The sequence below is a fragment of the Mucilaginibacter angelicae genome (genome assembly GCF_042434235.1).
GTDB classification, from domain to species: domain Bacteria; phylum Bacteroidota; class Bacteroidia; order Sphingobacteriales; family Sphingobacteriaceae; genus Mucilaginibacter; species Mucilaginibacter angelicae.
In genome coordinates, this window is sequence record NZ_JBHLTS010000018.1 from 211,572 (window position 1) to 236,993 (window position 25,422).

Sequence of the window (25,422 nt, forward strand, 5' to 3'; positions counted from 1 at the left end):
AGCCATGCCACCAGTAACTGAAGTAAAACTTACAGATATAACTTTAGAATATAACTCATTTGTTGATAGCCAGGTGCTTACAGCCAAGCAGTTGAATGATGTTATAGATTTTTTTGAAGATCAGCAGCGCCTTACCCGCACCTGTTTAATTGGTGTTGGCCTTGTTTGTGGTTTAAGTTTTAAAGGCGATCAAAATGGCATAACGGTAGGCCGCGGGTGTGGCGTAACTACCGACGGCGATTTGCTGTACCTGCCTGATACAACTTATAACAACTTTAGGGCTTACACTAATGCAACGCCTGAGCAAGGATACATATATGCTCCTTTCTTTCCGTTGGGTACAGATCAACCGCAAATGGCTTTATGGGAACTTGTTTTGCCCGATGATAAAAATTCGCTTCCGGTGGATAGTTTTCCACTTTCAAACTTCAAAGCCAAATCGGGGAAAGATTTGGCAGAAATGTATGGCCTTCTTTATCTTGAATATTATTCAAAAGGCCCTGATGCCTGTACTGCTATTGATTGTGATAACCAGGGCCGCAAGCAGGTGGCCAAACCCAAAGTGCTCCTCATTTCCCAGGCCGATATGAACCAGATCATTGAACAAAATGGCTCAGAGGTTATTTATGACGATATCTACAAAAAATACTTCAACGCTTACAATGCATATTTTGATGCCCCTGTGCTGGCTGCTAAACGGGTGTTTTTTAATACGCAAACAACCGCCTCGTCATCGGCACTTACGGCAGCTTTTTCAAGCATAGCAAATACAGGGGCAGGCAGTCTGTCAACCGCTGTTCAATCGCTTTACAATACTTTCAAATTCGCGCTCGATCCGCAATCTGTTTATCCCATTACCAGCATTGTAGCCAATATCAATACTACCTTAAGTAAAGCTACAGCCCCCATGCAGGCCCAGTACCTGTATGATTTTTACAAGGATATGCTAACAGGGTACAATGAATTACGTGCGGTACTTTCAGATATTATTTACCAGTGCTGCCCTAATATTTATGCCTTCCCGAAACATATTATGCTGGGGGCCTTAAATGTTACACCAACAGCCAAGCCAACACCTTATCGCCATAAATTTTATGCATCGCCGGCTATCAGTGCTAATAAAGATAAGCTGAATATTGCCATTAACCTGTTGGACAGGTTGAACATCATGAGCAGCGGGTTTTCGCTGCCAGCAAACCCCGTAGTGAAGGTAACGCCGTCTATTGATAACAGTAACCCTTTAGAAACAAGGGCTATCCCGTTTTATTATGGTAAACCGGTTGACCTTGCTCAAAAGTGGAGCCATAGCCGCTGGCTGCAAGGTACAGATAAACTGATTCTTGGCTACAATGCAGGGGCTTATTCGCCGGCTAACGATATGGTGGTAAATCCGTTAAATTATTCAATCGACTCCAATAATTTTTTCAGGATAGAAGGACATATCGGCAAAAAATATACGGAAGCTATTGCAGCCGTTGACAAGATCAGGCAGGATGCCAACCTGCCCTTTGATGTGGTTACCATAAGGCTGGGCGATGTAACCCTTAGTGATATTAATATTGATGATTACGCCTGCCAGTTTAATGATCTTGAAGCCACATTGAAAGCCTTCCAGGCCGAACAAAACTGTCTTTACAGTGATGTGAGCAATTTCTTTTCAAGCTTTGATACCAAAACCGGTTACTCGGTGGCAAATAATATCCGGGCCCAGGCCGCTCAGCAGCAACTGTCGTTTGCTAACGAGGAGGTAGCAGCAGCGCCAGCGCCGGCTCCAGAGGCAGCAGCCCCAAAAGTAAGGATGGCAGCCAAGGCAGAAAAAGTCGCTGATGTATCCGCAGGTGCCCGTATGGAAGTAACCGGTGGACTTGCAATTAACAAAAGTATCAGTAAAGTTGTGCTTAATGGTGGTATCAGCGCTGTGGATAATAATATTAATGTTGCACAGGGTAGTATAGGCTATTATGTTGATCAGATCCGCAGGCAGGGTACGTCCATAAGTATTTCGGATTATGCGGATGCTGTTGGTAAAACGGTTGATACCTCGGCAACAGGCTCGTATGAACAGGCCATAGCGGTTGATATCCCGGTGCGTGTGATAGCCGGTACCCGTAACATAAGCCAGTGGCTGCCCGACAGACTGATTGATATAGATGAAGATACCATAGATAACTTTTCGGCCCGGATAGATGACCTTTGCAATGAAGTAAAATCTGCAAGCCAAAAAAGCCGGCAGATTTTTGCCAAAGCCGATTATGTGCGCAAAGGGTACGAGGATGACTACGAGCTGCAGCTATGGCGCTTATCTGAAAACTGCTGTGCGGGCCAGGCGCTTGCTGTTATCATGAAGGAAATTCAGGACCGCAAAACCAAGCTGCTGCAACAGCTTACCTTTTCGGCCTATGCTGCCAACCACACCGGTTTAGAGCACCTTGCCGGTGTGCCGGCGGGCGGCACTTTTGTAATGGTGTATGCTACGACCATGACTACGCCTTCCCCAACACCACCAACCAAGGCCTCGCTCGATGATAGGTTAAAAGTACTTCAGGCCGAACCTCAGTTTGTAAAAGGTTTTGCGAGTGATACCGATGCCATGACATTTATCGCTAAAAACACCAGCTTTGAAGATATTTCCGCTGCTGTAAAATATTACCAGGTACAGTCGCCCCGTAAATATACACCAACCATTGAGGCTGATGTTATCAGTAAAACTCAGGCCTTAGCGATAGATCTTGGCAAATCAAGAGCTGTGGCCGCAAACCCGGACGTGCCCGAGGATATTGTATTTGCCGATTTTTGTCTGCCGTATATGTGCTGTTCTGATTGCCCTCCGGTAGCATTTATTATGCCTAAGCCGCCGGTGGGGTTAAGCTTGCCTAAAGCTGTAGCATGTTCAGACGAAGGCCTGCTGCAATTTAAAGTAAGTCCTGTGGATGGGGTTATCAAAGCTTCGGCAGGTTTTGAGACTACCGTTGTAACAAAAGACGCTATAACCTATTTTGATACAACAAAGGTTAAAGACGGCACATTTGGCCAACAGATCAAATTTACAGTAAATGATCAGCCAACAGAGTGTACTATTTCCGTATTTAAACATCCGGCTGTTAAGCCCGCCGCCAAAATAAGTGATACCACACAATTTGCAGTGTTTATTCAGCTGTCGGCAACCACTAACCAGGCAGCCGGTGACGTATTTGCTTATACATGGACAATGCCCGACGGCCAGGTACACCCTAATCTTACCACGCCTGATGACAATATTACCTTCCAGTACGCCGATCTTCGCCTGAAATTCCCTGACGGTAAGCTAAACTTTACGCTATCAGCCAATAATCATGATTGTACAGATACGCAACCGGTTACACTTACTGTGGAAATTCCTGAAGAACCGGTAGACCTGAAGTTAGCCGCCGGTGAAGTTTGTTCGGACGGAGGTAATATAAACTTTACCACTGTGCAGCCTGCAACTGGTATTGTTACATCAAAAATAGCCGGCGATGCTGTGAAATTGCTGGGCAGCCAGTGGGTTGTTGATCCATCCAAAGGGCCGTATGACGTTAATATCAACGACTTTATGGTGAACGGCAAACCTGTTGCTGACTGCTCGATCATAATCCATGAGCACCCGCAAACCTTGTTTGAGTACAAAGTGGTTATGGACAACGAAAAAGGCGCTGCCACTGTTACTTTAACCAATAAAACACCCAATCCCGGCAGTTTCAACTTTTTCTGGACATTTGATGACAATACCACCAGCAAGGAGGTGAATCCGGTTAAGACATTTGATATGCGCCAGTTTCCGCGTGGCCGCAATACGGTTATTACACTGATGGCTGTAAATGGCAAGTTTGAGAAATGCCGTGCCGTGTTTACGCCTACGCCGCCTGTAGCTTTGCCTCCTATAACTACCATACCGATACTTACCCACTTGCCGCCGGAAACAACTACACCGGTACTTACTACCATCCCGCCAGTAGTTACTACTACCCCGCCTGTAGCTACCACCGTACCACCGGTAGTTACCACCAAACCGCCGGTAGCTACTACTCCGCCGATAGTCACCACTGTGCCTCCGGTGGTTACAGTTAAAGATACGCCCGCGGTAACCCCGTCGGTAACACCGGCTGCAACACCTGTAACGCCGAAAGTGGATACAACTACTATTAAAGCTAATCCTACGGTAACACCGGCGGCCACGCCGAAGGTTGACCCGGCGGTAACGCCAGCTGCAACACCTGTAACGCCTAAGGTGGATACAGCTACTATTAAAGCTAATCCTACGGTAACACCAGCGGCCACACCGAAGGTTGATCCGGCGGTAACGCCGGCTGCAACACCTGTAACACCCAAAATAGATCCGGCTATTATCAAAAAAGATCTTGGGACAACCGCTACAGAAACACCTAAAATAGATCCGAAGGTTATCAAAAAGGATCCGGGTACTACTGATCCGGGCACTGTTAAATAAAGCTGAGCTATGGCAGGGAGCACACATATTATCCATAAGCTGGTACTGGATATAGAAGTACCGCACCGCAATGCAGCTCAAAAAGTGCAGGACGAAGCTGTGCGGTACTTTGAACAGGTGCTGCTTAAAAAGCTGGAGCAATTGCTGGATAGTATGGACCTGCCTGCCCATGTTTTGATAGACAGGATCGATCTTGATTTAGGAAAGGGAAAACTGGAAGATGTTTTTGAGCAATTGCAGGAAAGCTTATCAAAAGCACTTGAACCCGCTTTAAACCCCGGTTTATTGCCAAACGGAGATGAACCCGATAATGCAGTCAGTTATTCGTTACTTACAGATGAACAGCAGGCTTTTAATGTATTTGTTTATTTCCTTAACACAGGCAGGCTCCCCTGGTATGCAGTTACCGTAACAGAATGGCTGCAGCAGGAAGACGTTTGGTTAAGTAAATTATCAGGGCTGTTAATCAATAATACAGCTTACCAGGCAAAGCTTAACAAACTATTCAAAAGTTCGCAGCTTGCAATCAGCAGGTTATTTAGCCAGTTCGGTATAACATTTATTAAAAAGCTGGCAATTGTTCTACTTCGGGTTGAGGCTGATGAGCTTCAAAAAAGGATCGATATTGTTGTTGCCAAAATCCGGATTTTGCTAAGGGATGAACCAGCAAATAGTGTAAATAGTAATATTAAGGATGTTTTATTGACGAAACTTAATGGCGATACCTGGCGCATTATTGAAAAGCTTTTGCTGATGATTTACCTGCGCACAGGCCATGATGAATTGCCTGAGAGTGGTGATACACTGAAAAAACTCATTGCTTTAATAGTTGCTGAGTTAAACTCTTCTGTTTCAATATCAACGGTAAACCTTATTCAAATTGCTGATAAGGCCATCCAACCAACAGAAAGTAAACCAGAACTACAAAAAGACAAACCAATTGCAACACCTGATAATACCCCGGAACCAAGTCAGGAAAAGGCGGAGGAAATTGCCGGGACTTTTGTAAATCAGGCCGGTTTGGTGATCCTGCACCCGTTTATGGAGTATTTCTTTAAAGATTTCGGCTTGCTGCAGGATAACGATTTTGTTGATTTGCCTGCAAGGCAAATGGCTGTTCACCTGCTGCATTATTTAGGTACAGGTAATGTAAATGCGTTTGAGTATGACCTTTATTTTGAAAAGTTTTTGTGCCGATGGCCTGTTGATGAACCAATAGAACGCGAGGTTGAGATCCCGCAGCGCATGCTTGACGAAGGCGATAATATGCTCCGCACGGTAATAAAATATTGGAAAGCATTAAAGAACACATCGCCCGGCGGCTTACGCGAGGCATTTTTAATGCGCAACGGAAAACTGATCGAGGCCGAACAACCTGCTCGCCTTATTGTGGAGCGGATGGATTTGGATATCCTGCTCTCGTCATTGCCATGGGGCATTGGTGTAATAAAATTACCCTGGATGGATGAACCTTTTTATGTGGAATGGCAATGAAGACACCTCAAAAGGCAGCACCGGCAAATACCAAACAGAACCAGCCCGCTAACCGGCAGGCGGCAGGGAAAGATCCTTTTTTCTCAGCCGCTCATGATATTGACAGCGTACAGGAATCACCTTTTTTTGAAGGGAACAAGGTTCAGCGCAAAATGACAGTGAATGAACCCGGTGATCATTTTGAACGTCAGGCCGATCAGGTAGCTGATAAAGTTGTACAACACATCAATCAGCCTAAATCTGCGCCGGTTGCAGTTCCAACTACAACACCATCCCCAACGGCTGCTGTGCAAAAAAAGGAAGATAAAAAAGAAGATAAACAGGAAAAGGAACAAACCGGAGCCGATAAAGAACTTCAGCGCCGCCCCGTTTTTGAAAGCGATGGCGATCCCAACGAAGGCAATACGCTGAAACGCAACAGCCAGTCGGCCGCGCCTGATGTATCGCCGCAAACACAACAAAAGATTGAAGGCAGCAAAGGCGGCGGAGAGCCATTGCCCGCCAACACCCGCGAGGATATGGAAGGCGCCATGGGTGCCGATCTGAGCAGTGTACGCATCCATAATAACAGTGAGGCAGCAGGTTTAAGTAACGATTTACAGGCACAGGCTTTTACCCATGGTAATGATATTTATTTTGGAGCCGGTAAGTATGATCCGCAGAGCCCATCGGGGCAGCACCTGCTGGCGCATGAGGTGGCCCATACTGTACAGCAGGGGAGCGGGGTGAAAAAGAAAGGGATTATTCAGCGGGTTGAAAATGGTGTTGTTTCGGGAAACGCAGGAAGTGTAGCCACTGCAGACAAGCCAATTGATACTACTGCTTCAAAGGAAGCATTATTTGTACCTGAAATTAGCGTGCCGAGCTTAAAGTTAAGCTTAATGCCAGGCTCTACAACCAATTATGCTTTTAAAAAGACAGAGCGCTCAGGAACCCATATTAGTAAGTGGACCAAAGCAGCTGATTTTAATGATGCATTTACCACAAAAAAAACCAGCGAAATCGCGAAAGAGGCTAACAGCCCCAATTTTTTCATGACCCTTGTTTCAGAAAAAAATCAAGAAACTCCGAAACATCTTTTAACAGGTTCGGCTGAGCAGATCAAAACAGTTCTTGCGAGACCGTTCTGGAACCCCAAGGGTGAGTCGATTACAGATGGTTATGATGTTGATCATAAAGTCGAATTGCAATTGGGGGGACTGGACGATGTTAAAAACTTATGGATGCTTGAGGCTAAAGTCAACAGATCGTCGGGATCAAAACTGAATGCCAATATCAAGAAGAGTGTTGAGGCCGCACTTACAGCGATTACAACAATGCCTGATGGGCAAGTGAAACCGGGTGCAGGTGATGTAATGGGTACGTATACTATTACGGCAGGTAAGCTCGTGGCTGACTCAACTGTTCCAAATGGCCATGGCTGGGAATTGGACGAGATTAAAAAAGGTGATCATTTGAAAAATCTTGTGTTTTTATCAGAAACCGATAAAGCAAGGAAAAAACTAATAGCTAATACAAGCCTTTCTTTGATCACCAGTGAAAGATTCGGAGCTAATAAAAGCATAGAGTGGAAGCCTAAAACTAACGAAACTACTGAAAAGGATGTGGATTCACCTATTGGCAGCATCAAAAAGAGTGGCGCTAATCTTAAAATCAAAAAAGTTTCATATGATGATAAAGACGATGCTACAATACGCAGCGCAGGCTCAAAAGGATGGGCTATAATTGAGGCATTTCAGGATAACCCGTTTATAGCTGTAGCCGCAACAAAATTGCCCATTGAACCGGTGCCTGGTATATACGGAGGGAGGTTAAGTAGCGCTGGCGTTAAACAGGCCTTCTCAGGGCTAACAGTGAAGCAATTAAGCCCGGTTGTAATACAGGAGCTGGAGATTGGTGATACGGGTTTAGTAGGATTTGGGAAGATCAATACTGATGTGCCATTTTTAAAAGGTTCGGCTATTGACCTCATATTTGATCAGGACGGCATCAAAATAAGCAAAGTGTTCAATAGTGGCGAGCTCAAAGTGCCGTCGCCATTTAAGGTTACCAATGCCTCGCTCGAGGTTTATGCTGCTACATCCGGGATAGGTGTAAAGGGCGCGGCCGATTTTGAAATTAAAAAATTAGGTAAAGGCCAGGTAGGGGCTAAGGCTAATTCGGCAGGCGAATTTGCCCTTGATGGCACTTTTGATTTTGACTCAAAAACCTTTAATCCTGCACAAATTAAAGCCTCTTATGCCAATGGCGAGTTCAGCGCTTCCGGCGAAATTGGAATTCCGGAAGGTAAAATAAAGGGACTTAAATCGGCACATATTAAAATTGATTATGCAAAGGGCGTGTTTAACGCCAGCGGCACCGCCGAACCGGATATTAAAGGCGTGAAAAGCGCTGAGATCCATGTTACCTACGGCAACGAAACATTAGTCATCGGGGGCAGCTTTGTTCTTGACGAAAATATGCCGGGCATCCAAAGCGGCAGCGGTAATGTGGAAGTTACCCGTGGCCCGGATGATATTTACCATGTAAAAGCCAACGGTAAGGCAATCCCAAAAATACCGAAGATCAATACCGAGCTCTCAATTTCTTATGATGATGGCGCGCTGACCATCGAGGGCAAGGCATCCTACGCTGCCGATAGGGTATCGGGTGATGTTACTGTAGGCGCAACCAACCGCGCTATTGCTGCCGATGGTACACCATCAGGTCCGGCTGGTGATAAGTTTACCGCCTATGGATCGGGTAAGTTAACACTTAAGGTTACCGATTGGCTGCAGGCTTCGGCAAGTGTTAGGGTAACCCCGGCCGGCGAAATTGAAGTTGTTGGCCGTTTGGACCTTCCTTCGGCGGTTGACGTTTTTCCTAAAAAGAGCATCAATAAAGAGCTTTTCAAAGTACCAACCATCCAGATCCCAATATTTGCTATCCCGCTTGGCCCTAAGAGTATTGGCATTGTTGCCACTATTGACGGTGGTCTTGATTTTGACGCAGCAGTAGGGCCGGGCCAGTTAAAGGACGTTTTTGGACAAATAGAATTTAATCCTTCACACCCCGAAAATACACGCATCAGCGGCGGGGCAAAATTTGTGATCCCTGCACATGCGGGCTTAAAATTAAAAGCGGCACTTGGTATTGGTTTGAGCATTGGGCCGGCCAGTGTAACCGGCGGCATTCAGATAGTTGGTGGTTTGGGCCTGGAGGGAGAAGCAAGCGCCGCCGCCGATCTGGCATGGTCGCCAACAACAGGGTTTGAGTTTAACGCCCTTGGCGAAATAGAGGTACACCCTAAGTTTACGTTTGATGTAAACGCGTTCATTAAAGCCGAACTCGATCTTTTGGTTACCGATATCTCAAAAGAGTGGACTAAAAACCTGGCATCATTTAGTTATGGCCCGGATCTGCAGGTTAAGGTTTCCCTGCCGATCCATTATAAAGACGGTGAACCATTTGATGTGAAAACCGATGATATTAAAGTTACTTATCCCGAAATCAGTATCACTGATATAGCAGGCGGGATAGCTGATAAAGTTAAAGAAGAAATATTATGAGCAACCAAAGTCAACTAACCGAACTGATAAATCTTGGCGCCATGCAACAGTTGAGCGGCAACTTTGATGCTGCCGAGGCCTATTATGCAAAAGCCGCCGATTTAAATGAGCCGAACGTCACCCTGCTCAATAACCGGGGAATGTTGTTTTATCAGCAAAATAAATTTGTTGAGGCAAGGCCGCTTTTTGAACGCGCTTTGGAGATTGATGATCAAAATACTTCGGCATGGCTTAACCTTGCCAATACAGAGGTTTTACTGGGGCAATATGATAAGGCTTTACACGCTTTCAGGCAAACTATCGGGCTTCAGCCCAATCAGTTTGAGGCCTGGGAAGGGTTGGCTAAATTATACATGTTATCGGCTGATATGGAAAGCGCCGAAACATGCTGGATGAAAGCGGTTGAGCTTAACCCCACAAGTTTAAACTTACTGATGGGACTGGCACAGGTTTACCTTTCAACAGGCCGTTATGATGAAGCCTTTGAAATGGCCGATTATGTTTTATCAGAGAACGCGCAAAATGGCAGGGCATTGCAAACAGCAGGGTTGTGCCAGCTTATGATAAAAAACTATTCAATGGCCACCGGTTACCTTATCAGGTATTTAATGCTGTTTCCGGGCGATATAGCGGTGCGCAACCACCTGGCCGTGGCTTACCTGCAAAGTGGTCAGTTAAATGAAGGGGCTGCCGAGTATGAACGGATCCTGGAATATGATCCTGAAAACGAGGAGATAAGATTAAATACCGGTGTGCTTTGCCTCGGGCTTAACCGCTTTGATGATGCACTGGCTCACCTGGAACTCTTACTTGAACAATATCCCGGAAACAAGAAAGGAAAACTATACCACGGCATAGCCCTGGCTAATTTAAATAAGAGGGATAAAGCCAGGAAAGTTTTTGAAGACCTGCTTAATGACCCCGGCGAATGGGCTGCCCATGCCAAAAAACAATTGGATTTGTTAAACAATTTAAACTAAACCACCTATGAAATACGTCCATAATACACGCCAGCCACTTAGTCAGCCAAATGCTGATAAGGCAGAGAAGCCTTTTTTTAATGGCAGTCGCGAAAAAAGCAAGCAGGACGGTGATGCTTTTTTTCAGGCCCGGAAAATTGATGGCAACCAGGACACCGCTCTTGAGCAGGAGGCCGATGCGGTAGCCCACAAAGTAACCACGGCGCAGCAGGCGCCTGTTAATTCGTCGCAACGCATGGGACAGATGAGCGTTCAGAAAAAGGGCGCTGACGAGGAAAAGGATGCTAAAGCCGGCCAAAAGAAAGAAAAAAAGGACGATAAGGAGGAAGGCAAGCCGCAGAAAAAAGACGAGAAAAAAGAGGAAGAAAAGCCAACTCAAAAGAAAGAGGAGGAGAAAAAAGATAAAGAGCCACAGAAAAAAGAGGAAGAGAAAAAGGATAAGGAGCCGCAGAAAAAGGAAGAGGATAAAAAGGATAAAGAAGGGGTTCAGAAAAAGGAAGAAGAGAAGAAAGACAAGGAGCCGCAGAAAAAAGGCGAAGAAGATAAAAAGGACGAAGGCAAACCTCAGAAAAAAGAAAAGGGCGAGGAAAAGGATGATAAGGCCGCGCAAAAGAAAGAAGAGAAAGCAGGGGGTGTAGAAAAAACGGAAGGTAAACCCGAAGCCCCCGAAGCTAAATTTGACAGGTTGCTGAACGAAAGCAAAGGCGGAGGCAGCCCACTACCGGCTAAAGTACGCACACAATTGGAACACCAGATGAACGCCAACTTTGAGCAGGTAAAGATCCACACCGGGCAGCAGGCGGTTGAGCTTTGTAACCTTTCAAAGGCGCAGGCCTTTACGCATGGTAATGATATATATTTTAACGCAGCTAAGTTTGACCCGGAAAGTACCGCAGGTATGAACCTGCTGGCGCACGAGTTAACCCATGTTGTACAGCAAAACGGTCCGCGTAAATAAAATGAATACTAATATTAAACAGTTAAAAGTACTAATGCAATATACAGCCGGGTGTATTGAGGCCCGGCTGCAGAGTGTATTGGGTAGTGAAAATACTTATTTACCGCCGCTGCTGCCACAATTGGAGCGGAACGGCAGCATCCTGGAAAAGTTAATTGAAGATCATAACCTGAGCAGCAATGAAGTTATCATACTAATGATGGCCCTGGCCCCGCATTTACAGGTTGAGTTTTTTGATGAAATTATCCAGCCTTATGTACGCGAATCGGGCGACTTTCAGCAGATTGGAGGGGTTCGGAGCCGTAACGGGCGTAGCTTTTTACCAACCGGCCAAACGGCTGTGTTTGTTTTGGCTGGTAATGATCTGGAAAAGCGGCTGGAGATAGCGCAGCTGTTTCATCACCATAGTGCTTTTGCAAAACAGCATATTTTATACCTGGAGGATGTGCCCGAGGGTGAGCCTTCCTTATGCGGCCGCCTGATCCTGCAGCCTGAATACATTGAACTTTTGATTGCCGGAACCGAATCTATCCCAAGGTTAAGCATGAACTTTCCGGCCCAGCACCTGGAAACCACCTATAACTGGGACGACCTGGTACTGAACGATACTACCCGCAGGCAAATTGCCGAACTGGAAAGCTGGGTGAACTATCAACAGGTACTCATGGGCGACTGGGGGATGGAACGCAAGTTAAAACCGGGCTACCGGGCCTTGTTCCACGGCCCGCCGGGAACAGGGAAAACGCTTACAGCATCGTTACTTGGCAAATATACCGGCAAGCCCGTTTTCAGGATCGATCTGTCGATGATCGTATCCAAATTCATCGGTGAAACGGAAAAAAATCTCTCCAAGCTATTTGAAAAGGCCGATAATAAAAACTGGATCCTGTTTTTTGACGAAGCCGATGCACTTTTTGGTAAACGGACCAACGTTAAGGATGCACATGATAAATACGCCAACCAGGAAGCATCATACCTGCTGCAGCGTGTGGAGCAGCACAACGGCCTGGTGATACTGGCTACCAATTTTAAAAATAACATTGATGAGGCTTTCATGCGCAGGTTTCAGTCTGTTATTAATTTCCCGCTGCCTAATGCGGACGAACGGTATACCATCTGGCAAAAATCTTTCCCGCCCAAAGCTAACCTTAACGGGCATATTAACCTTGAGCAAATCTCGCGTAAATATGAACTCAGCGGCTCCGGCATTTTAAACGTGGTGCAATTTGCCTGTCTGCAAATGCTGGCCCGGAAGGAAAGCCGCATCACATCCGAGCTGATACTGGAAGGGATAGAGAGAGAATATACTAAGGAGAACCGGGTGTGGTAGGGGCCAATGTCATTATTTAAGGGAAATCCCCTTCTGGACTACCGTGTACCCACAAGTTTTTAATAGAAGAAAATGTCATTTCGATAGAGCAGGGGGGATTTGAGCATAGGGGCGAAAGAGAAATCTTATACGCCATGCGGAGCAGTCATACATAGTTTAGATCTGCATGTATAAGATTTTTCGCTATCGCTCAAGAGATAGTTTCTCCTCACCGCGCCCGCACATCCCCAAATTGGTTCGTTCGAAATGACAGCTTCTTTTTATTCGTGATAGCCTTTAAAAGATATGGGTACAAGTAGCCCCCGGTGGAGAGGTTTGTAGCAACATAGAATTCCAAAATAACCGTGCAATATTATCCTATCAGCAATACATAATCTGTACAACCGAATCCATGGTCTGTACATTGATTGATCCTGCCATGTTTATCATTTTTATGTTGGCCTGGATACAATTTATACTTCGGCAATAAAGAAAATTTAGCTTCCTGCTTATTGATGCGGTTTGCATAAAATTGAATAAATTTAGCAAATCATCACCTATCACAATTCCGTGGCATTCACAGGAGATGATTTTGTTATGGTGTTGTCTGTAATTATCTCTAAGGCAATAAAATACTATGTGTATGCTTAAATATATATTGATATGTTTTATTGTTTTGATCTTCGTCTCAAATGTGTCGGGGCAAAAGAAGATGGACATTGCTACCATTAAGCTAAACCTCGATAACAAAAAAAACAAAACCGACACCAATACCATTAAGCTGCAAATACAATTAGGAAGCTACTATCTCAATAAACCAGGCGAGCATAAGGAAGTACTGGATAGCGGCATTACTGCTTTTAATAAGGCCATACAAATGAGTGTTGCTATCCATTCGGCAAAATGGCTTAATGAAGCCATGATGCTTAAAGGCACATCGTACCTCAAACAAGATAACCTGAAACAGGGCAAAGCTATTTTTATGGAGGTAGTTAACTACTACCGTAAAATGGATGACAAATATAACGAAGGTAAAACCTGGGCCCGGTTGGGTGATAATATTTCTATTGATAATACGCCCTCCATTCCAGAAAAAATAAATAGCTATGAGCAGGCCCGGGCTTTATTTCAGCAAACAAGCCATAAATTGGATGAAGCCGATATGAACAAAAACATAGCTGATATTCATCTAAATCAAAAGAAGCTTGATCTTGCCGAAACTGAATTGCTCCGGGTGCTGGCACAATACAAGGCAATAGGCTATAAAAAACTGCACTATACCTATCACTCCCTTGCTGAGGTAAGTAAGCAAAAGGTCGATCTGCATAATGAGCTTTTATATCGCCATGAGGTAATAAAAAGCATGAACGCTACAGCCGATACAGCTTTGGCCGATTTTTACTACGCCAAACTTGCGTTGGTTTATGCCGATTTGAATAAGTATGACCAAAGTCTTGTTTACATTCTTAAGTCGGCCGAGATCCTGAAAAAAAGAAAGCAATACGAAGATTTTTACGGGTACCTGAGCCTCATTATTTATGATTTCATTACAGCTAAAAGGCCCAAAGAAGCTTTGGTATACCTGAAACAGGCTGTAATTGACGTGCCGCCCAAAATCCTGGCACAAAAGGTTGATATGTACGAGGCCTTTGGCAACATCTACGTTGCCCTGAAGGATTATCCTAAAGCCGAGCAGTACTATCTGAAAATGATGGAGGTATATAAGATTACTAATTTTAGTAAAGACTTTTATACCACCAACGAGCAAATGGTTGCCGATTTTGTGCATTACAACGAAACCATGGCCGGCTTTTACCTGCTTACGCAGCAGTTTAGAAAGGCAGGGATCTATACTAAGCAGATCTTGTCATTGCCATCAAATGCTATCAGGCCTATCACCCTTACCAAAATTCATCGTATGCAGTTCCGGGTCGATTCGGCATCAGGTAATTATGTAGCTGCAATAAAACATTTCGAGATCCACAAGCGGCTTGACGATTCGTTGTTTAACGCCATTAAAAACAAACAGATAGAAGAGCTTGATATCAGTTACAAAACCAAGGAGAACAAACAGTCGATAAGGTTTTTACAGGAGCAAAGCAAGAGTCAAAAAAACGAGCTTCAAAAGGCAAATATGCAGCGTAACATTACGTTTGGAGGTGCGGCTATGCTCATTATTATAGCTGGTTTGGCATTTAATGGTTACCGGCACAAGCAAAGGAGCAATCAGCAATTACAGTCAAAACAAACGGAAATCAACAATCAAAATTTATCGTTACAAAAACTGCTTAACGAAAAGGATAGCCTGATTGACGAAAAAGACTGGCTGTTAAAAGAGGTGCACCACCGGGTAAAAAATAACCTGCAAATTGTAATGAGCCTGCTTAATACCCAATCGGCCTTTTTAAAGAATAACGCCGCGCTTGCCGCTATTCGTGAAAGCCAGAACCGGGTGCAGGCCATTGCGCTCATTCACCAAAAACTGTACAGTAATTCGGATGTGGCTTATATCGATATGTCGGTTTATATTAATGAACTGATCAGCTACCTGGTTGATTGCTATAACCCGGGCGATAGGGGGATCCGTTTTGAGCAAATGGTACAGCCTGTAAAGCTTGATGTTGCCCAGGCAGTGCCTGTAGGCCTGATATTGAACGAAGCCATTACAAACGCAATTAAATATGCCTTCCCCACACAGCGGGGTGAAATAAAAATAGCTTTGCAGCTTTCCGAAGAAACGATTATATTGACTATAGCAGATAACGGAATAGGTTTGCCTGTTGATTTTGATATCCAAAAGGCAAGTTCATTAGGGATGGAAATGATGAAAGCCCTGAGTAAACAACTGGGGGGCTATTTTAAAATGGAAAATTGCGGTGGCGCTGTAATCGCGGTCGAATTTAGGGCCGAGAAGCGGTTAAGCAGTATTGAACGAAAAACTTTTGTAGTTAATTAATAGTTATGAGCAAGAAAATATTAATAGTTGAGGATGAGTCGCTGGTGGCGTACGACTTGAAATTAATATTAACCCGTGCCGGTTATAAAGTTTGCGGTATTGCCGATTCGGTACCCGAAGCACTGGAGATCATTGAGGAGCAAAAGCCTGAAATGGTATTGCTTGATATATTTTTAAAGGGGAACCTGAATGGTATTGACCTGGCAAAGATCCTTACTTCAAAAAATATAGCATTTGTATATTTGTCGGCCAATTTTCAGGAAAGTATCCTGGAGCGGGCTAAGGCTACACAGCCTTACGGTTTTTTGGTAAAGCCATTTCGCGAAAAAGAGTTACTCATAACCCTTGATGTTGCATTTTACCGGCATCAAAACAGTATTGAATCAAAACTTCGCCAGGAGCAGGCATTAGACCAGGTATTTAAAAATATTGTTGCCGAACCGATAAACTGGAAACAAAAGCTGCTGAAAATAGCAATGAGTATCCAGCCGCATGTACCCTTTGATTATTTAACCATTACCTTGAAAAACGGTGTGGGTTTCCCTGATAGTGCCCTTTCATTTTTGCGTACGGGGTTTGATGAATACCAGGTGATAGGTACAGATGAATTTGTAAACATCACAAAAATTAATAAACCCCAACTAACGCAGATGCAGGAGGACAGCCCGCGGGTTACCAAGGCTGATTTTTATAATGCCGCCAATTTTGCAAAGATCTGGCCGCAGTTTGCTGTTAAAAAGCTCATTGCCCAGGTTTTTAATATGCAATCGTTTTTGGGGCTGCCTTTGTTAAGTTCAAGCGGCGATATTATCAATTTTTCGTTTTATAGCCGTAAAACCGATTGTTATACCAATGATCATTTGATTTTGCTTGATCGCCTGCACCGGTCATTATTAATGGCGATTGAGGAAATCATTCCGTTTGATTCGCTCGAACCATCAATAACGAAGGTTGATAAATTGGCCGGAAATGAATTAAGCGAAAAGAACAAAGCAGCAGGTTTTAAAGGTATTATTGGCAAAAGTCACCAGATGCTTACCGTGCTTGACCATATTGGTATAGTAGCCCCGCTTGATACATCCGTACTGGTTTTGGGCGAAAGCGGGACGGGTAAGGAGCGGATAGCCAAAAGTATCCATTACCTGTCGCCCCGCAAAAACAAGCCTTTGGTTGTAGTGAATTGTGCCTCTATGCCGGCTACATTAATCGAGTCGGAATTGTTTGGGCATGAAAAGGGGGCCTTTACCGGTGCTGTTGAAAAGCGTACCGGCAAGTTTGAACTGGCGGATGGCGGTACCATTTTTTTGGATGAGATAGGCGAAATGCCGGCCGAACTGCAGGTTAAATTGTTACGTGTTTTACAGGAGCAGGAAATTGAACGCATTGGCGGCAAAGGCCCGGTTAAGATCAATGTGCGCATAGTGGCTGCTACCAACCGGAACCTCGAAAAAGAAGTTGAAGAAGGCCGCTTCCGGCTCGATTTGTATTACAGATTGTTTGTGTTCCCGATTACAATTCCCCCCTTAAGGGAACGTAAAGATGATATCCCTGTGCTGGCCAATCATTTTTTGGAACGATATGCGCAAAAAAGTGCTAAAGCAATAACGGGCATATCACCAAATGTGATGACCCAGTTGCTTGAATACCACTGGCCGGGTAATGTGCGTGAGCTTGAGCATTTTATTGAACGCAGTGTTCTTTTAACTGATGGCCCGGTAATAAAAGATGCATACCTGCCCAAGCTGCAGGGAAAAAAAGAAAGCCCTGCCTATGCTGAAACAGCTACCGACCGATTGAAAACCATTGATGAGCATGCCCGCGACCATATTTTAGAGGTATTGAAACGCTGTAATGGCAAAATAAGCGGTAAGGATGGGGCCGCATCCAAATTAGGTTTGCCACCCTCAACCCTGCACTCAAAAATGCAAAAGCTGGGTATTAAAAAGTGGGAATAGGCATTTGCTGTTAAAACAGTGTTTATGCTCAGAAGCCGTTTAAATTTGACTGGGATTATTTATGTAAAATATAAAATCATTGCCGTTGACTTTAGTCAACGGAGTAATGAATGAAAAACAAAGGGCTTTAGCCAAAATATCGCTTGAATATTGGGCTAAAGCCCACAAATGCTACCTCCTCTTACCGTCGACTAAAGTCGACGGCAATGAATAAGATTCGTTTTTAAACAGCTTCTCAATACTTTATCATTTTGATAATTTTTATCTCCCAAAATGATAGAATAGCTACCTGGTTAGCCATTGGGAATGTTTGCTTTTAACGCTATAAAGGCTGTATGATAACCTTTATTAGCTTTTGGCATAGGTTTGGTTTACTACCGGCTTTTACTATAAAGTTAAAAGCCATGGCATCGTTTTATATCATACTTGAAATTACCGCTTTATTAGCAGTTATTATTCTTTCAATCACCGGCCCGAAAAAGAAAAAAGCATCGCCCAAAACTGAAATGAGCGGGTTTGCTGTTAATGCTGATGGTTACCTGGAGCACTTTAAAAACAGCCCGGAATATCATCAGCCGGTTGAATAATTATCAAAATAACTTGTTTTGAAAATAAAAGCCTTTCATTTTGATAGGCTTTTTTTATGCTCCGCCCCCTCGCCAAAAATTAAAATCTTCATTTACACGGCCTAAACCTATAAATGGTAAAAGTGTGCCATAACGGGCATTCTTTTGGCAATGGCTTGTGTACAGTTATTCAACAGATCCGTGCTGGTAACTGAAATAAACATATAAAATGGAAGATGAACGAATTATTGTAAGGCCGGCTATTCCGGCCGATGTGGTGTTCGCCGATGAAATTATCAGGGAAATGGAAAGTTCGGCCATAGCAAGGGGCTCGGGTATTTCCAAAAGATCGGCAGCCTCAGTAATAGAAAAGATCGACACAGGCAAAGCCATAGTTGCCGTAACGGAAAATGGCGAATGGGTAGGTTTCTCCTATATCGAAACCTGGGATAACGGGCAGTTTGTATCCAACAGCGGCCTTATTGTATCGCCGCAGCACCGTAACCAGGGTGTGGCATCGCAAATCAAGACACTCATTTTTAACCTGTCGCGCAGTAAGTACCCATCGGCTAAAATATTCAGCATTACATCAGGTTCGGCCATTATGAAAATGAATACCCGTCTTGGTTTTGAGCCCGTAACCTATGCCGAAGTAGCACGCGAGCCCCGTTTTTGGGATGCCTGCAAAAGCTGTATTAACTATGATGTGCTTCAAAGTAAAAACCGTTGTAATTGCCTGTGTACGGCCATGTTGTATGATCCTCAACTAAATTAACCAATCATGATGAAAACATTGAACGAGCAGCCTGTTGTTTCCTCAATCGGGCACACGCTACCTTTAAACCCGCATTTCTTCAGCGAATCTGTTGTGCTGCTGCAGCATATGATCAAAACGTCGTCGTTTAGCGGCGAGGAAGGGGCGGTTGCCGATACCATACATCAGCATTTGCTTGGTTATTCGGTAAAAGTAAAACGCATGGGGAACAATATCTGGTGCTATAATAAATACTACGATGAAACTAAACCGACAATACTGCTTAACTCTCATATGGATACGGTTGTGCCAAACGAAGGCTATACAAAAGACCCGTTTTGCCCGGAAATAACCGAGGGGAAGCTTTACGGTTTGGGGAGCAATGACGCTGGAGGTTGCGTAGTATCGCTCATAGCTGCTTTCCTGCATTTTTACAGCTACCAGGGGTTGGGTTTTAATTTGTGCCTCGCTATTACGGCCGAAGAAGAAAACTCGGGCGAAAACGGTATCAAATCAATTCTGCCGCTGTTGGGCAATTGTGAACTGGCCATAGTTGGCGAGCCCACCTTGCTGCAAATGGCCATTGCCGAAAAAGGCAACCTGGTTATTGATTGCATAAGTAACGGGCGCCCCGGTCATGCCGCACGCGAAGAGGGCGATAATGCTATTCACAAATGTTTAAGGGATTTGGAATGGTTTAGTCTTTACCAGTTTCCGCAGCAATTGAAAGGCCTGTCGCCGGTTAAAATGACGGTTACCACCATCAAAGCGGGCTCACAGCACAATATTGTACCAGGCAGGTGTGAGTTTACGGTTGATATCAGGCATGACGATACCTTTTCGCAAAAAGAGATAGTTGATATCATCAGGCGGAATGTATCATGCCAGGTAAACCCGCGCCCCGGTTCACTGGGTGCATCGTCTATATCGGCTGAGCATGCTATAGTTAAAACGGGGATAGCTGTCGGCTGCAAAACTTATGTTTCACCTACCACATCTGATCAGGCCTGGTTATCCATCCCTTCGGTGAAGATCGGCCCCGGCGATTCGGCCCGCTCACATTCGGCTGATGAATTTATTTACCTCGAAGAGATCAAGAAGGGGATCAGCTTATATGTAAGGCTGCTGGAAACGCTGCCGCTGATGCTCATCAATAATCCAAACAAATACAAAAATGAAATCAAGCATATTAATAATTGATGACGAGGTTAAGCTCAGCGAGCTGATGGCGCGGATCCTGGTTTTGGAAGGTTATCATGTGATCCAGGCCCCGAATGCCAAAGCAGGTTTACGCCTTATTGAGCGCGAGGATGTAAGGGTAGTGTTAAGCGATGTAAAGCTGCCCGATGCTAATGGGGTTGAGCTGGTGCAGCGCATCAAACAAATAAAGCCTTATATCGAGATCATTAACCTAACGGCCTTCGGCACCATCAGCGATGGGGTGCTGGCCATCAAGAATGGCGCTTTCGATTATTTAACCAAGGGCGATGATAACGATAAAATTATTCCCCTTGTGAGCAAAGCGCTTGATAAAGCCAATCTGCAATATCACATCAACGAACTGCAAAACCAGGTTGAAACCCAGCACGGCTTCCCGATAGTGCTCGGGCAATCTCCCGCCATACTGGAAGCGGTTGAGCTGGCCAAGAAAGTAGCCCGCACCGATGCCACCGTTTTGCTTTTGGGTGAAACAGGCACAGGCAAGGAGGTATTTGCCGAAGCCATTCACTACGAAAGCCTGCGTAAAGACAAGCCCTTTGTTGCCGTTAACTGCAGCGCCTTTAGCAAGGAACTGCTGGAGAGCGAATTGTTTGGTTATAAGGCAGGGGCTTTTACCGGGGCTGTTAAGGATAAGAAAGGACTGTTTGAAGAAGCCAATGGCGGCACTATTTTTTTAGATGAGCTTGGCGAAATGAGCCATGACCTGCAGGCCAAACTGTTGCGGGTACTTGAAAACGGCACTTTCATTAAAATAGGTGAAACACGCACCATCAAAGTGAACGTGCGCCTCATTGCAGCTACCAACCGCGATCTGCAAAAAGAATCGGAAGAAGGGCATTTCAGGCTCGATCTGTTTTACAGGCTGTCGGGGTTTTCTATCGTGTTACCGCCCCTGCGGGATAGGATAGGAGATATTGAGGTGCTGGCTAAGCATTTTATTAAGCTGTACTCGGCCAAGGTGAAGAAAAAGCAGCCTGACGTGGATGAGAACTTCTTTAAGCTGCTTAACCAGCACAAATGGAACGGGAATATCCGCGAACTTAAAAATGTGATTGAGCGGGTTATTATCCTGATGGATGAACCACTGCTTACCCCTAAGCTGCTACCCAATGAATTTCATAACGGCGGGTACTATGACCTGGTAGCGCTTGACCTTGACAGCGTGGAGCGCCACCATATCCGCAGGATCCTGAAGTATGTTAAGGGTAACAAATCTGAAGCTGCACGGGTGCTTGGAATTGGTTTAGCCACCCTGTATCGCAAAATTGAAGAGTACCATATTATCATGAACTGATTAAAAAGAGGGTGTCATGCTGAGCTTGTCGAAGCATGGTGGGTTGGGCCTGCGCGCGACCCTTCGACAAGCTCAGGGTGACAAGCCCCACCACTTTGATCATAGATCTTATCTGCTACCCATGACATAATTAAAAAAAAACTGTCACCCTGAGGCACGAAGGATCTTCTTCAACAAACATGGCCGCTATACAAAGCGAAGAAGATGCTTCGTACGTCAGCATGACAAAGGGGTAAATGTCATTTTTCTCTTCAAAGACCTCGGATTTTACACACACTAAGCATGACGATGTGGTTAAGTCATTCCTATTCAGCGACTATGAATTCTTATCTGCTCAGCATGAGAAAACCACCATCTCAAAATGAAAAGGATCATTCAGAAATAGGTCATCGGAAAACAAAGTAAAAACTAATAAACTGCTGATAATCAAATCATCCAAAAATATTGCAGCCGCTTTGGTATAGCAATTGGCAGGCGTGCCATAATTAACGCAGGCCGGGACAATTAAACTAAACACTGCAAACCATCCCGGCCGCGAACAAATAATCTCATATTCAAAATGAAAAAACTTCTCTTATTTATTGCTTTAGGTCTTACACTACTTTTAGCCTATGCCCAGGCAAACGCTGCTTCTTTACAAGACAGTACCATTGTTAAAGACACCGTAAAAACCAAACCCGAGCCATTTGCTTTTGGCGATTTTACCTGGCTTAACGGCAACGACCGCCGTCATAAAGCCCTGCTTGATACTAAATATTTCACCGGTCGTTTCCTGCTTGATTTTAATTATACTGCATCAAACAATAACCCGATAGACCATACCGTAGTTGGTTCAACCGCCCTGGCGCGTGATCATGAGTTTGAAATCTCTACAGTAGCTTTCGGCGGCGATTTTCATTATGATAATGTGCGTGCCAGCTTGCTTACACAGTTTGGTACCCGTTCAACCGTAGTGCCCCGTAACGACTTCAGCGTAACCCGCGGCCAGTTTGATCTTTCAACTGCTTACCGCTACCTGAGCGAGGCCAATGCCGGTTATCACTTCAACGTACTGAATGGTATTAACGTTGATGCAGGTATCTTTATGTCGTACGTAGGTTTGTTCTCGTACTACAATGCTGAGAACTGGGCTTACCAGCCATCGTTCACCAGCGATAATACACCATGGTTTTTTAACGGTATACGTGTACAGATCTTTGTGTCAGATAAACTGAAGATTGAGCCGTGGCTCATCAACGGCTGGCAATCATATGGCATGTTTAACAGCAGGCCGGGTATTGGCGGTCAGATCCTTTGGCGTCCTAAAGAGTGGCTGCAGGTATTAACCAACAACTATTATGGTGCCGATACCCAGGATAAACCGGGCCGTAAGCGTTTCCATACCGATAACAGCGTGGAAGTACGTTATTACAAAAACACAAATAAAAACAGCTTTGTAAACAGCGCGGCCTTCTCTATAACAGGTGACCTTGGCGATGAAAAAGGCGATGGTGTAAATGGCTTCACATCCGATCCGGTTAAAGGCCCTGCCCAATACTTTGCCAGCGCCATGTTTTACCACCGTATGGTAATGGCTAAAGGTCATTTAGGCTGGACTTTTGGCGGTGGTGTAATGAATAACCCCGGCCGTTACCTGGTGCTTTACCCAACCGGCGATGCAAACCCGATCCCTGCAGTAGGTACAGGCGCTATTGGTACGCATCCGTTCTCGGCAAATCCTGGTGATAAATTTAAAGCTTATGACTATTCAACCACTGTCGACCTGATGCCGAATGATTACCTGACTTTCAGGATGGAAGTTGTTCACCGTCATGCTAACGTGCCATATTTTGCCGGTCATGGCGGCGTTACCTCACCAGATGGCTATAATACAACACCTGTGGGCGATTTTACACCTGACCTGGTTAATTCCGAAACAAGATTTATAGCTGCCCTGCTGGTGCGCTTTTAAGCACCGGGGGCACTTATAATATAAACGTACTTTAAAACCGCGATAACTTATTCCTTTTTCATTGTGAGGATAGGTTTAGTAAAGGTTGGAGGCCGGGTTTTGCCGCCCGGCTTTTTTATGCCCTTAATTTCAAGAATAAATAGTAAACAAAATGAAAAATTCAATTAAAATGATCATCATCATGGTGATGATAAGTATACAGGCAAACCGCCTTATGGCACAAAATGAAGATGTTAAGGAAGGGATTTATTTAACGGCCCGGGATTACAAGGCAGGTAAACTGAGCTATGTACCTGAAGCCGGAACAAAACTAAAACTTAACAATTTTTTAGGAGGAAACCACATCAGCCTGATTGCCGGAGGGAAAAAGATCAGGTTATCAAAAAGTGAGATTTTTGGTTACCGCGATGGAGGCAAAGATTACAGGCTTTATCAAAATGAGGCATATGAAGTGCTTGATACAGCCGGGTTTGTACTTTACAGTCATGCACAGTTAATACCACAGGGCAAAGGTTATGTCCGGGTTGAAAATTACTTTTATAGCACAGGTACTGCAATGCCTGTTTTAAATTTAACCATAGCAAATATGTACAGGAGCTTCCCTGAACAAAATGATTTCAGGTACAGCATCCGCAGTTATTTTCATAGCGATGCGGACCTGATGGCTTATGATAGCATTAACAGGGAATATCAGATCAAATACCTGTATTTTGAGCATCAGCACGCAAGGGCTGTTCAACACGCATCTTTATAAATAATTAACTATTGATTCCCCAACTAAACAGCAGTCCTGGCGCGAGGCCGGGATTGCTTATTTATCTAAAGCCTGTTTAATATCTTCAATTAAATAATAGGGATCTTCCAGGCCAACATACATCCGGATCAGCTGGTGATGGCTATTATCGGCTGAGTATTCAGCCTCACTAAACGAAGCTATAGCCGGAACAGCGAGGCTTTCATGCCCTCCCCATGAAACAGCAAGCAGGATATGCTGCAGGCTGTTGCAAAATTTTTCAATCTTACCAAATGTGCTGTCTTTTAACGTAAGGCTAAACAGGCCTCCGCAACCCTGCATTTGCTGGTTAACTAATTCGGCCTGTTTAAACTGCGGACTAAAAGGCCAGATCACATCCTGCACAGCCGGATGGGCTGCAAGCCATTCTGTAACGATCCTGGTGCTTTCAAAACTGCGCTGCAGGCGGAGCGGCAATGTTCTTAATCCCCGTAAAAGCAACCATGCCGAGTGAGGCGACAGCGCCGGGCCTGTGTTCATGAATTCGTGTTCAAAAAGCTTTTTCAGCATCGCCTTGCTGCCTGTAAGCACACCCGCTACCACATCCGAGTGGCCGCCGATATATTTTGTTGCTGATTGCGCCACCAGGTCAACGCCCATAGCAATTGGTTGCTGGTAAAGGGGGCTGCAGTAGCTGTTATCAATCATGGTAATAATACCCCTTGATTTGGCAAACCCGGTCACTCTTCTGATATCCTGCAGCTCGTAGCAAAATGTATTAGGGCTTTCAAGGTAAATTAAGCGGGTTTGCGGAGTAGCTGCTTTTTCAAAATTTTCAAAAATGGTTCCATCAATAAATGTAGTGGTGATGCCAAATTTGGGCAAAAAATCTTTAAACAGTTTAATTGTCCAGCTGTACAGGTTATCTACAGCTATAATATGATCGCCAGATTTTAGCAGTGATAAAATGGGTACGCTTATAGCGCTGATGCCGCTGCTAAACAAAAGGGCGTCTTCGGCACCGTCGAGCGCGGCAAGTTTTTTCCTGAGTATATTGAGTGTGGGGTTTTGCCCCCTTGAGTATAGGTTGCTTTCAAATTCATCATTCATGGCCTCCCTGAGCCCAGCAACATCTTTAAAACAGAAGTTGCTTGATTGCATAATTGGCGGCGAAACGGCATTAAAGTAGTTTTCTCTTTCCTCCCCAAGTTCATTTAAAATAAATGACAAATCCATAA

Annotated in this window: 15 protein-coding genes; 14 read left to right on the forward strand and 1 reads right to left on the reverse strand. The window is 44.6% G+C overall.

All coding sequences use genetic code 11. The annotated features are described in order from the left end of the window. Positions 1–4 precede the first annotated feature (4 nt). The 14 genes from ACFFGT_RS07115 to ACFFGT_RS07180 all read left to right on the forward strand — a co-directional run bounded on the left by ACFFGT_RS07115 (position 5) and on the right by ACFFGT_RS07180 (position 24,205). Positions 5–4,465, forward strand: a complete 4,461-nt coding sequence (locus ACFFGT_RS07115) for a hypothetical protein (RefSeq protein ID WP_377021821.1) — start codon at positions 5–7, stop codon at positions 4,463–4,465. A 9-nt stretch (positions 4,466–4,474) separates the two neighbouring features. Continuing rightward, a complete protein-coding gene (locus tag ACFFGT_RS07120; RefSeq protein WP_377021822.1) occupies positions 4,475–5,959 on the forward strand; it encodes a contractile injection system tape measure protein in 1,485 nt (494 codons plus the stop codon). Continuing rightward, entirely contained in the window at positions 5,956–9,507 is a 3,552-nt protein-coding gene (locus tag ACFFGT_RS07125; RefSeq protein WP_377021823.1) for an eCIS core domain-containing protein, read from the forward strand. Before ACFFGT_RS07120 ends, ACFFGT_RS07125 begins: the two co-directional genes overlap by 4 nt. After that, positions 9,504–10,487 carry a tetratricopeptide repeat protein gene (locus tag ACFFGT_RS07130; RefSeq protein WP_377021824.1) on the forward strand — a complete coding sequence of 328 codons (984 nt, stop codon included), beginning with the start codon at positions 9,504–9,506 and terminating at the stop codon, positions 10,485–10,487. The genes ACFFGT_RS07125 and ACFFGT_RS07130 overlap by 4 nt, the downstream gene beginning before the upstream one ends. Before the next feature lie 7 nt (positions 10,488–10,494). After that, positions 10,495–11,445, forward strand: a complete 951-nt coding sequence (locus tag ACFFGT_RS07135) for an eCIS core domain-containing protein (protein WP_377021825.1) — start codon at positions 10,495–10,497, stop codon at positions 11,443–11,445. Position 11,446: 1 nt separating this feature from the next. Next, the gene (locus ACFFGT_RS07140; RefSeq protein ID WP_377021826.1) at positions 11,447–12,775 is read left to right on the forward strand and encodes an ATP-binding protein; all 1,329 of its coding nucleotides are present in this window, start codon (positions 11,447–11,449) and stop codon (positions 12,773–12,775) included. Positions 12,776–13,397: 622 nt separating this feature from the next. Beyond that, positions 13,398–15,710: a tetratricopeptide repeat-containing sensor histidine kinase gene (locus tag ACFFGT_RS07145; RefSeq protein ID WP_377021827.1), complete on the forward strand. Its 2,313-nt coding sequence runs from the start codon at positions 13,398–13,400 to the stop codon at positions 15,708–15,710. A 5-nt stretch (positions 15,711–15,715) separates the two neighbouring features. Continuing rightward, the gene (locus tag ACFFGT_RS07150; RefSeq protein WP_377021828.1) at positions 15,716–17,665 is read left to right on the forward strand and encodes a sigma 54-interacting transcriptional regulator; all 1,950 of its coding nucleotides are present in this window, start codon (positions 15,716–15,718) and stop codon (positions 17,663–17,665) included. Between the two features lie 335 nt (positions 17,666–18,000). Beyond that, the gene (locus ACFFGT_RS07155) at positions 18,001–18,252 is read left to right on the forward strand and encodes a hypothetical protein (RefSeq protein ID WP_377021829.1); all 252 of its coding nucleotides are present in this window, start codon (positions 18,001–18,003) and stop codon (positions 18,250–18,252) included. 208 nt (positions 18,253–18,460) lie between these two features. Further along, the gene (locus tag ACFFGT_RS07160; RefSeq protein ID WP_377021830.1) at positions 18,461–19,006 is read left to right on the forward strand and encodes a GNAT family N-acetyltransferase; all 546 of its coding nucleotides are present in this window, start codon (positions 18,461–18,463) and stop codon (positions 19,004–19,006) included. Between the two features lie 6 nt (positions 19,007–19,012). Continuing rightward, the gene (locus ACFFGT_RS07165; RefSeq protein ID WP_377021831.1) at positions 19,013–20,185 is read left to right on the forward strand and encodes a M20/M25/M40 family metallo-hydrolase; all 1,173 of its coding nucleotides are present in this window, start codon (positions 19,013–19,015) and stop codon (positions 20,183–20,185) included. Continuing rightward, positions 20,160–21,500 (forward strand): sigma-54-dependent transcriptional regulator, encoded by a 1,341-nt coding sequence (locus tag ACFFGT_RS07170; RefSeq protein WP_377021832.1) that lies wholly within the window; start codon positions 20,160–20,162, stop codon positions 21,498–21,500. The genes ACFFGT_RS07165 and ACFFGT_RS07170 overlap by 26 nt, the downstream gene beginning before the upstream one ends. Positions 21,501–22,059: 559 nt before the next feature. Next, the gene (locus tag ACFFGT_RS07175) at positions 22,060–23,451 is read left to right on the forward strand and encodes an outer membrane beta-barrel protein (RefSeq protein ID WP_377021833.1); all 1,392 of its coding nucleotides are present in this window, start codon (positions 22,060–22,062) and stop codon (positions 23,449–23,451) included. A 151-nt stretch (positions 23,452–23,602) separates the two neighbouring features. Next, on the forward strand, positions 23,603–24,205 hold the full coding sequence (locus ACFFGT_RS07180; RefSeq protein ID WP_377021834.1) for a hypothetical protein: 603 nt from the start codon (positions 23,603–23,605) through the stop codon (positions 24,203–24,205). 57 nt (positions 24,206–24,262) lie between these two features. On the opposite strand, the gene ACFFGT_RS07185 is transcribed toward ACFFGT_RS07180, so the two are convergent. Further along, positions 24,263–25,420: a trans-sulfuration enzyme family protein gene (locus ACFFGT_RS07185; RefSeq protein WP_377021835.1), complete on the reverse strand. Its 1,158-nt coding sequence runs from the start codon at positions 25,418–25,420 to the stop codon at positions 24,263–24,265. Positions 25,421–25,422: the final 2 nt, after the last annotated feature.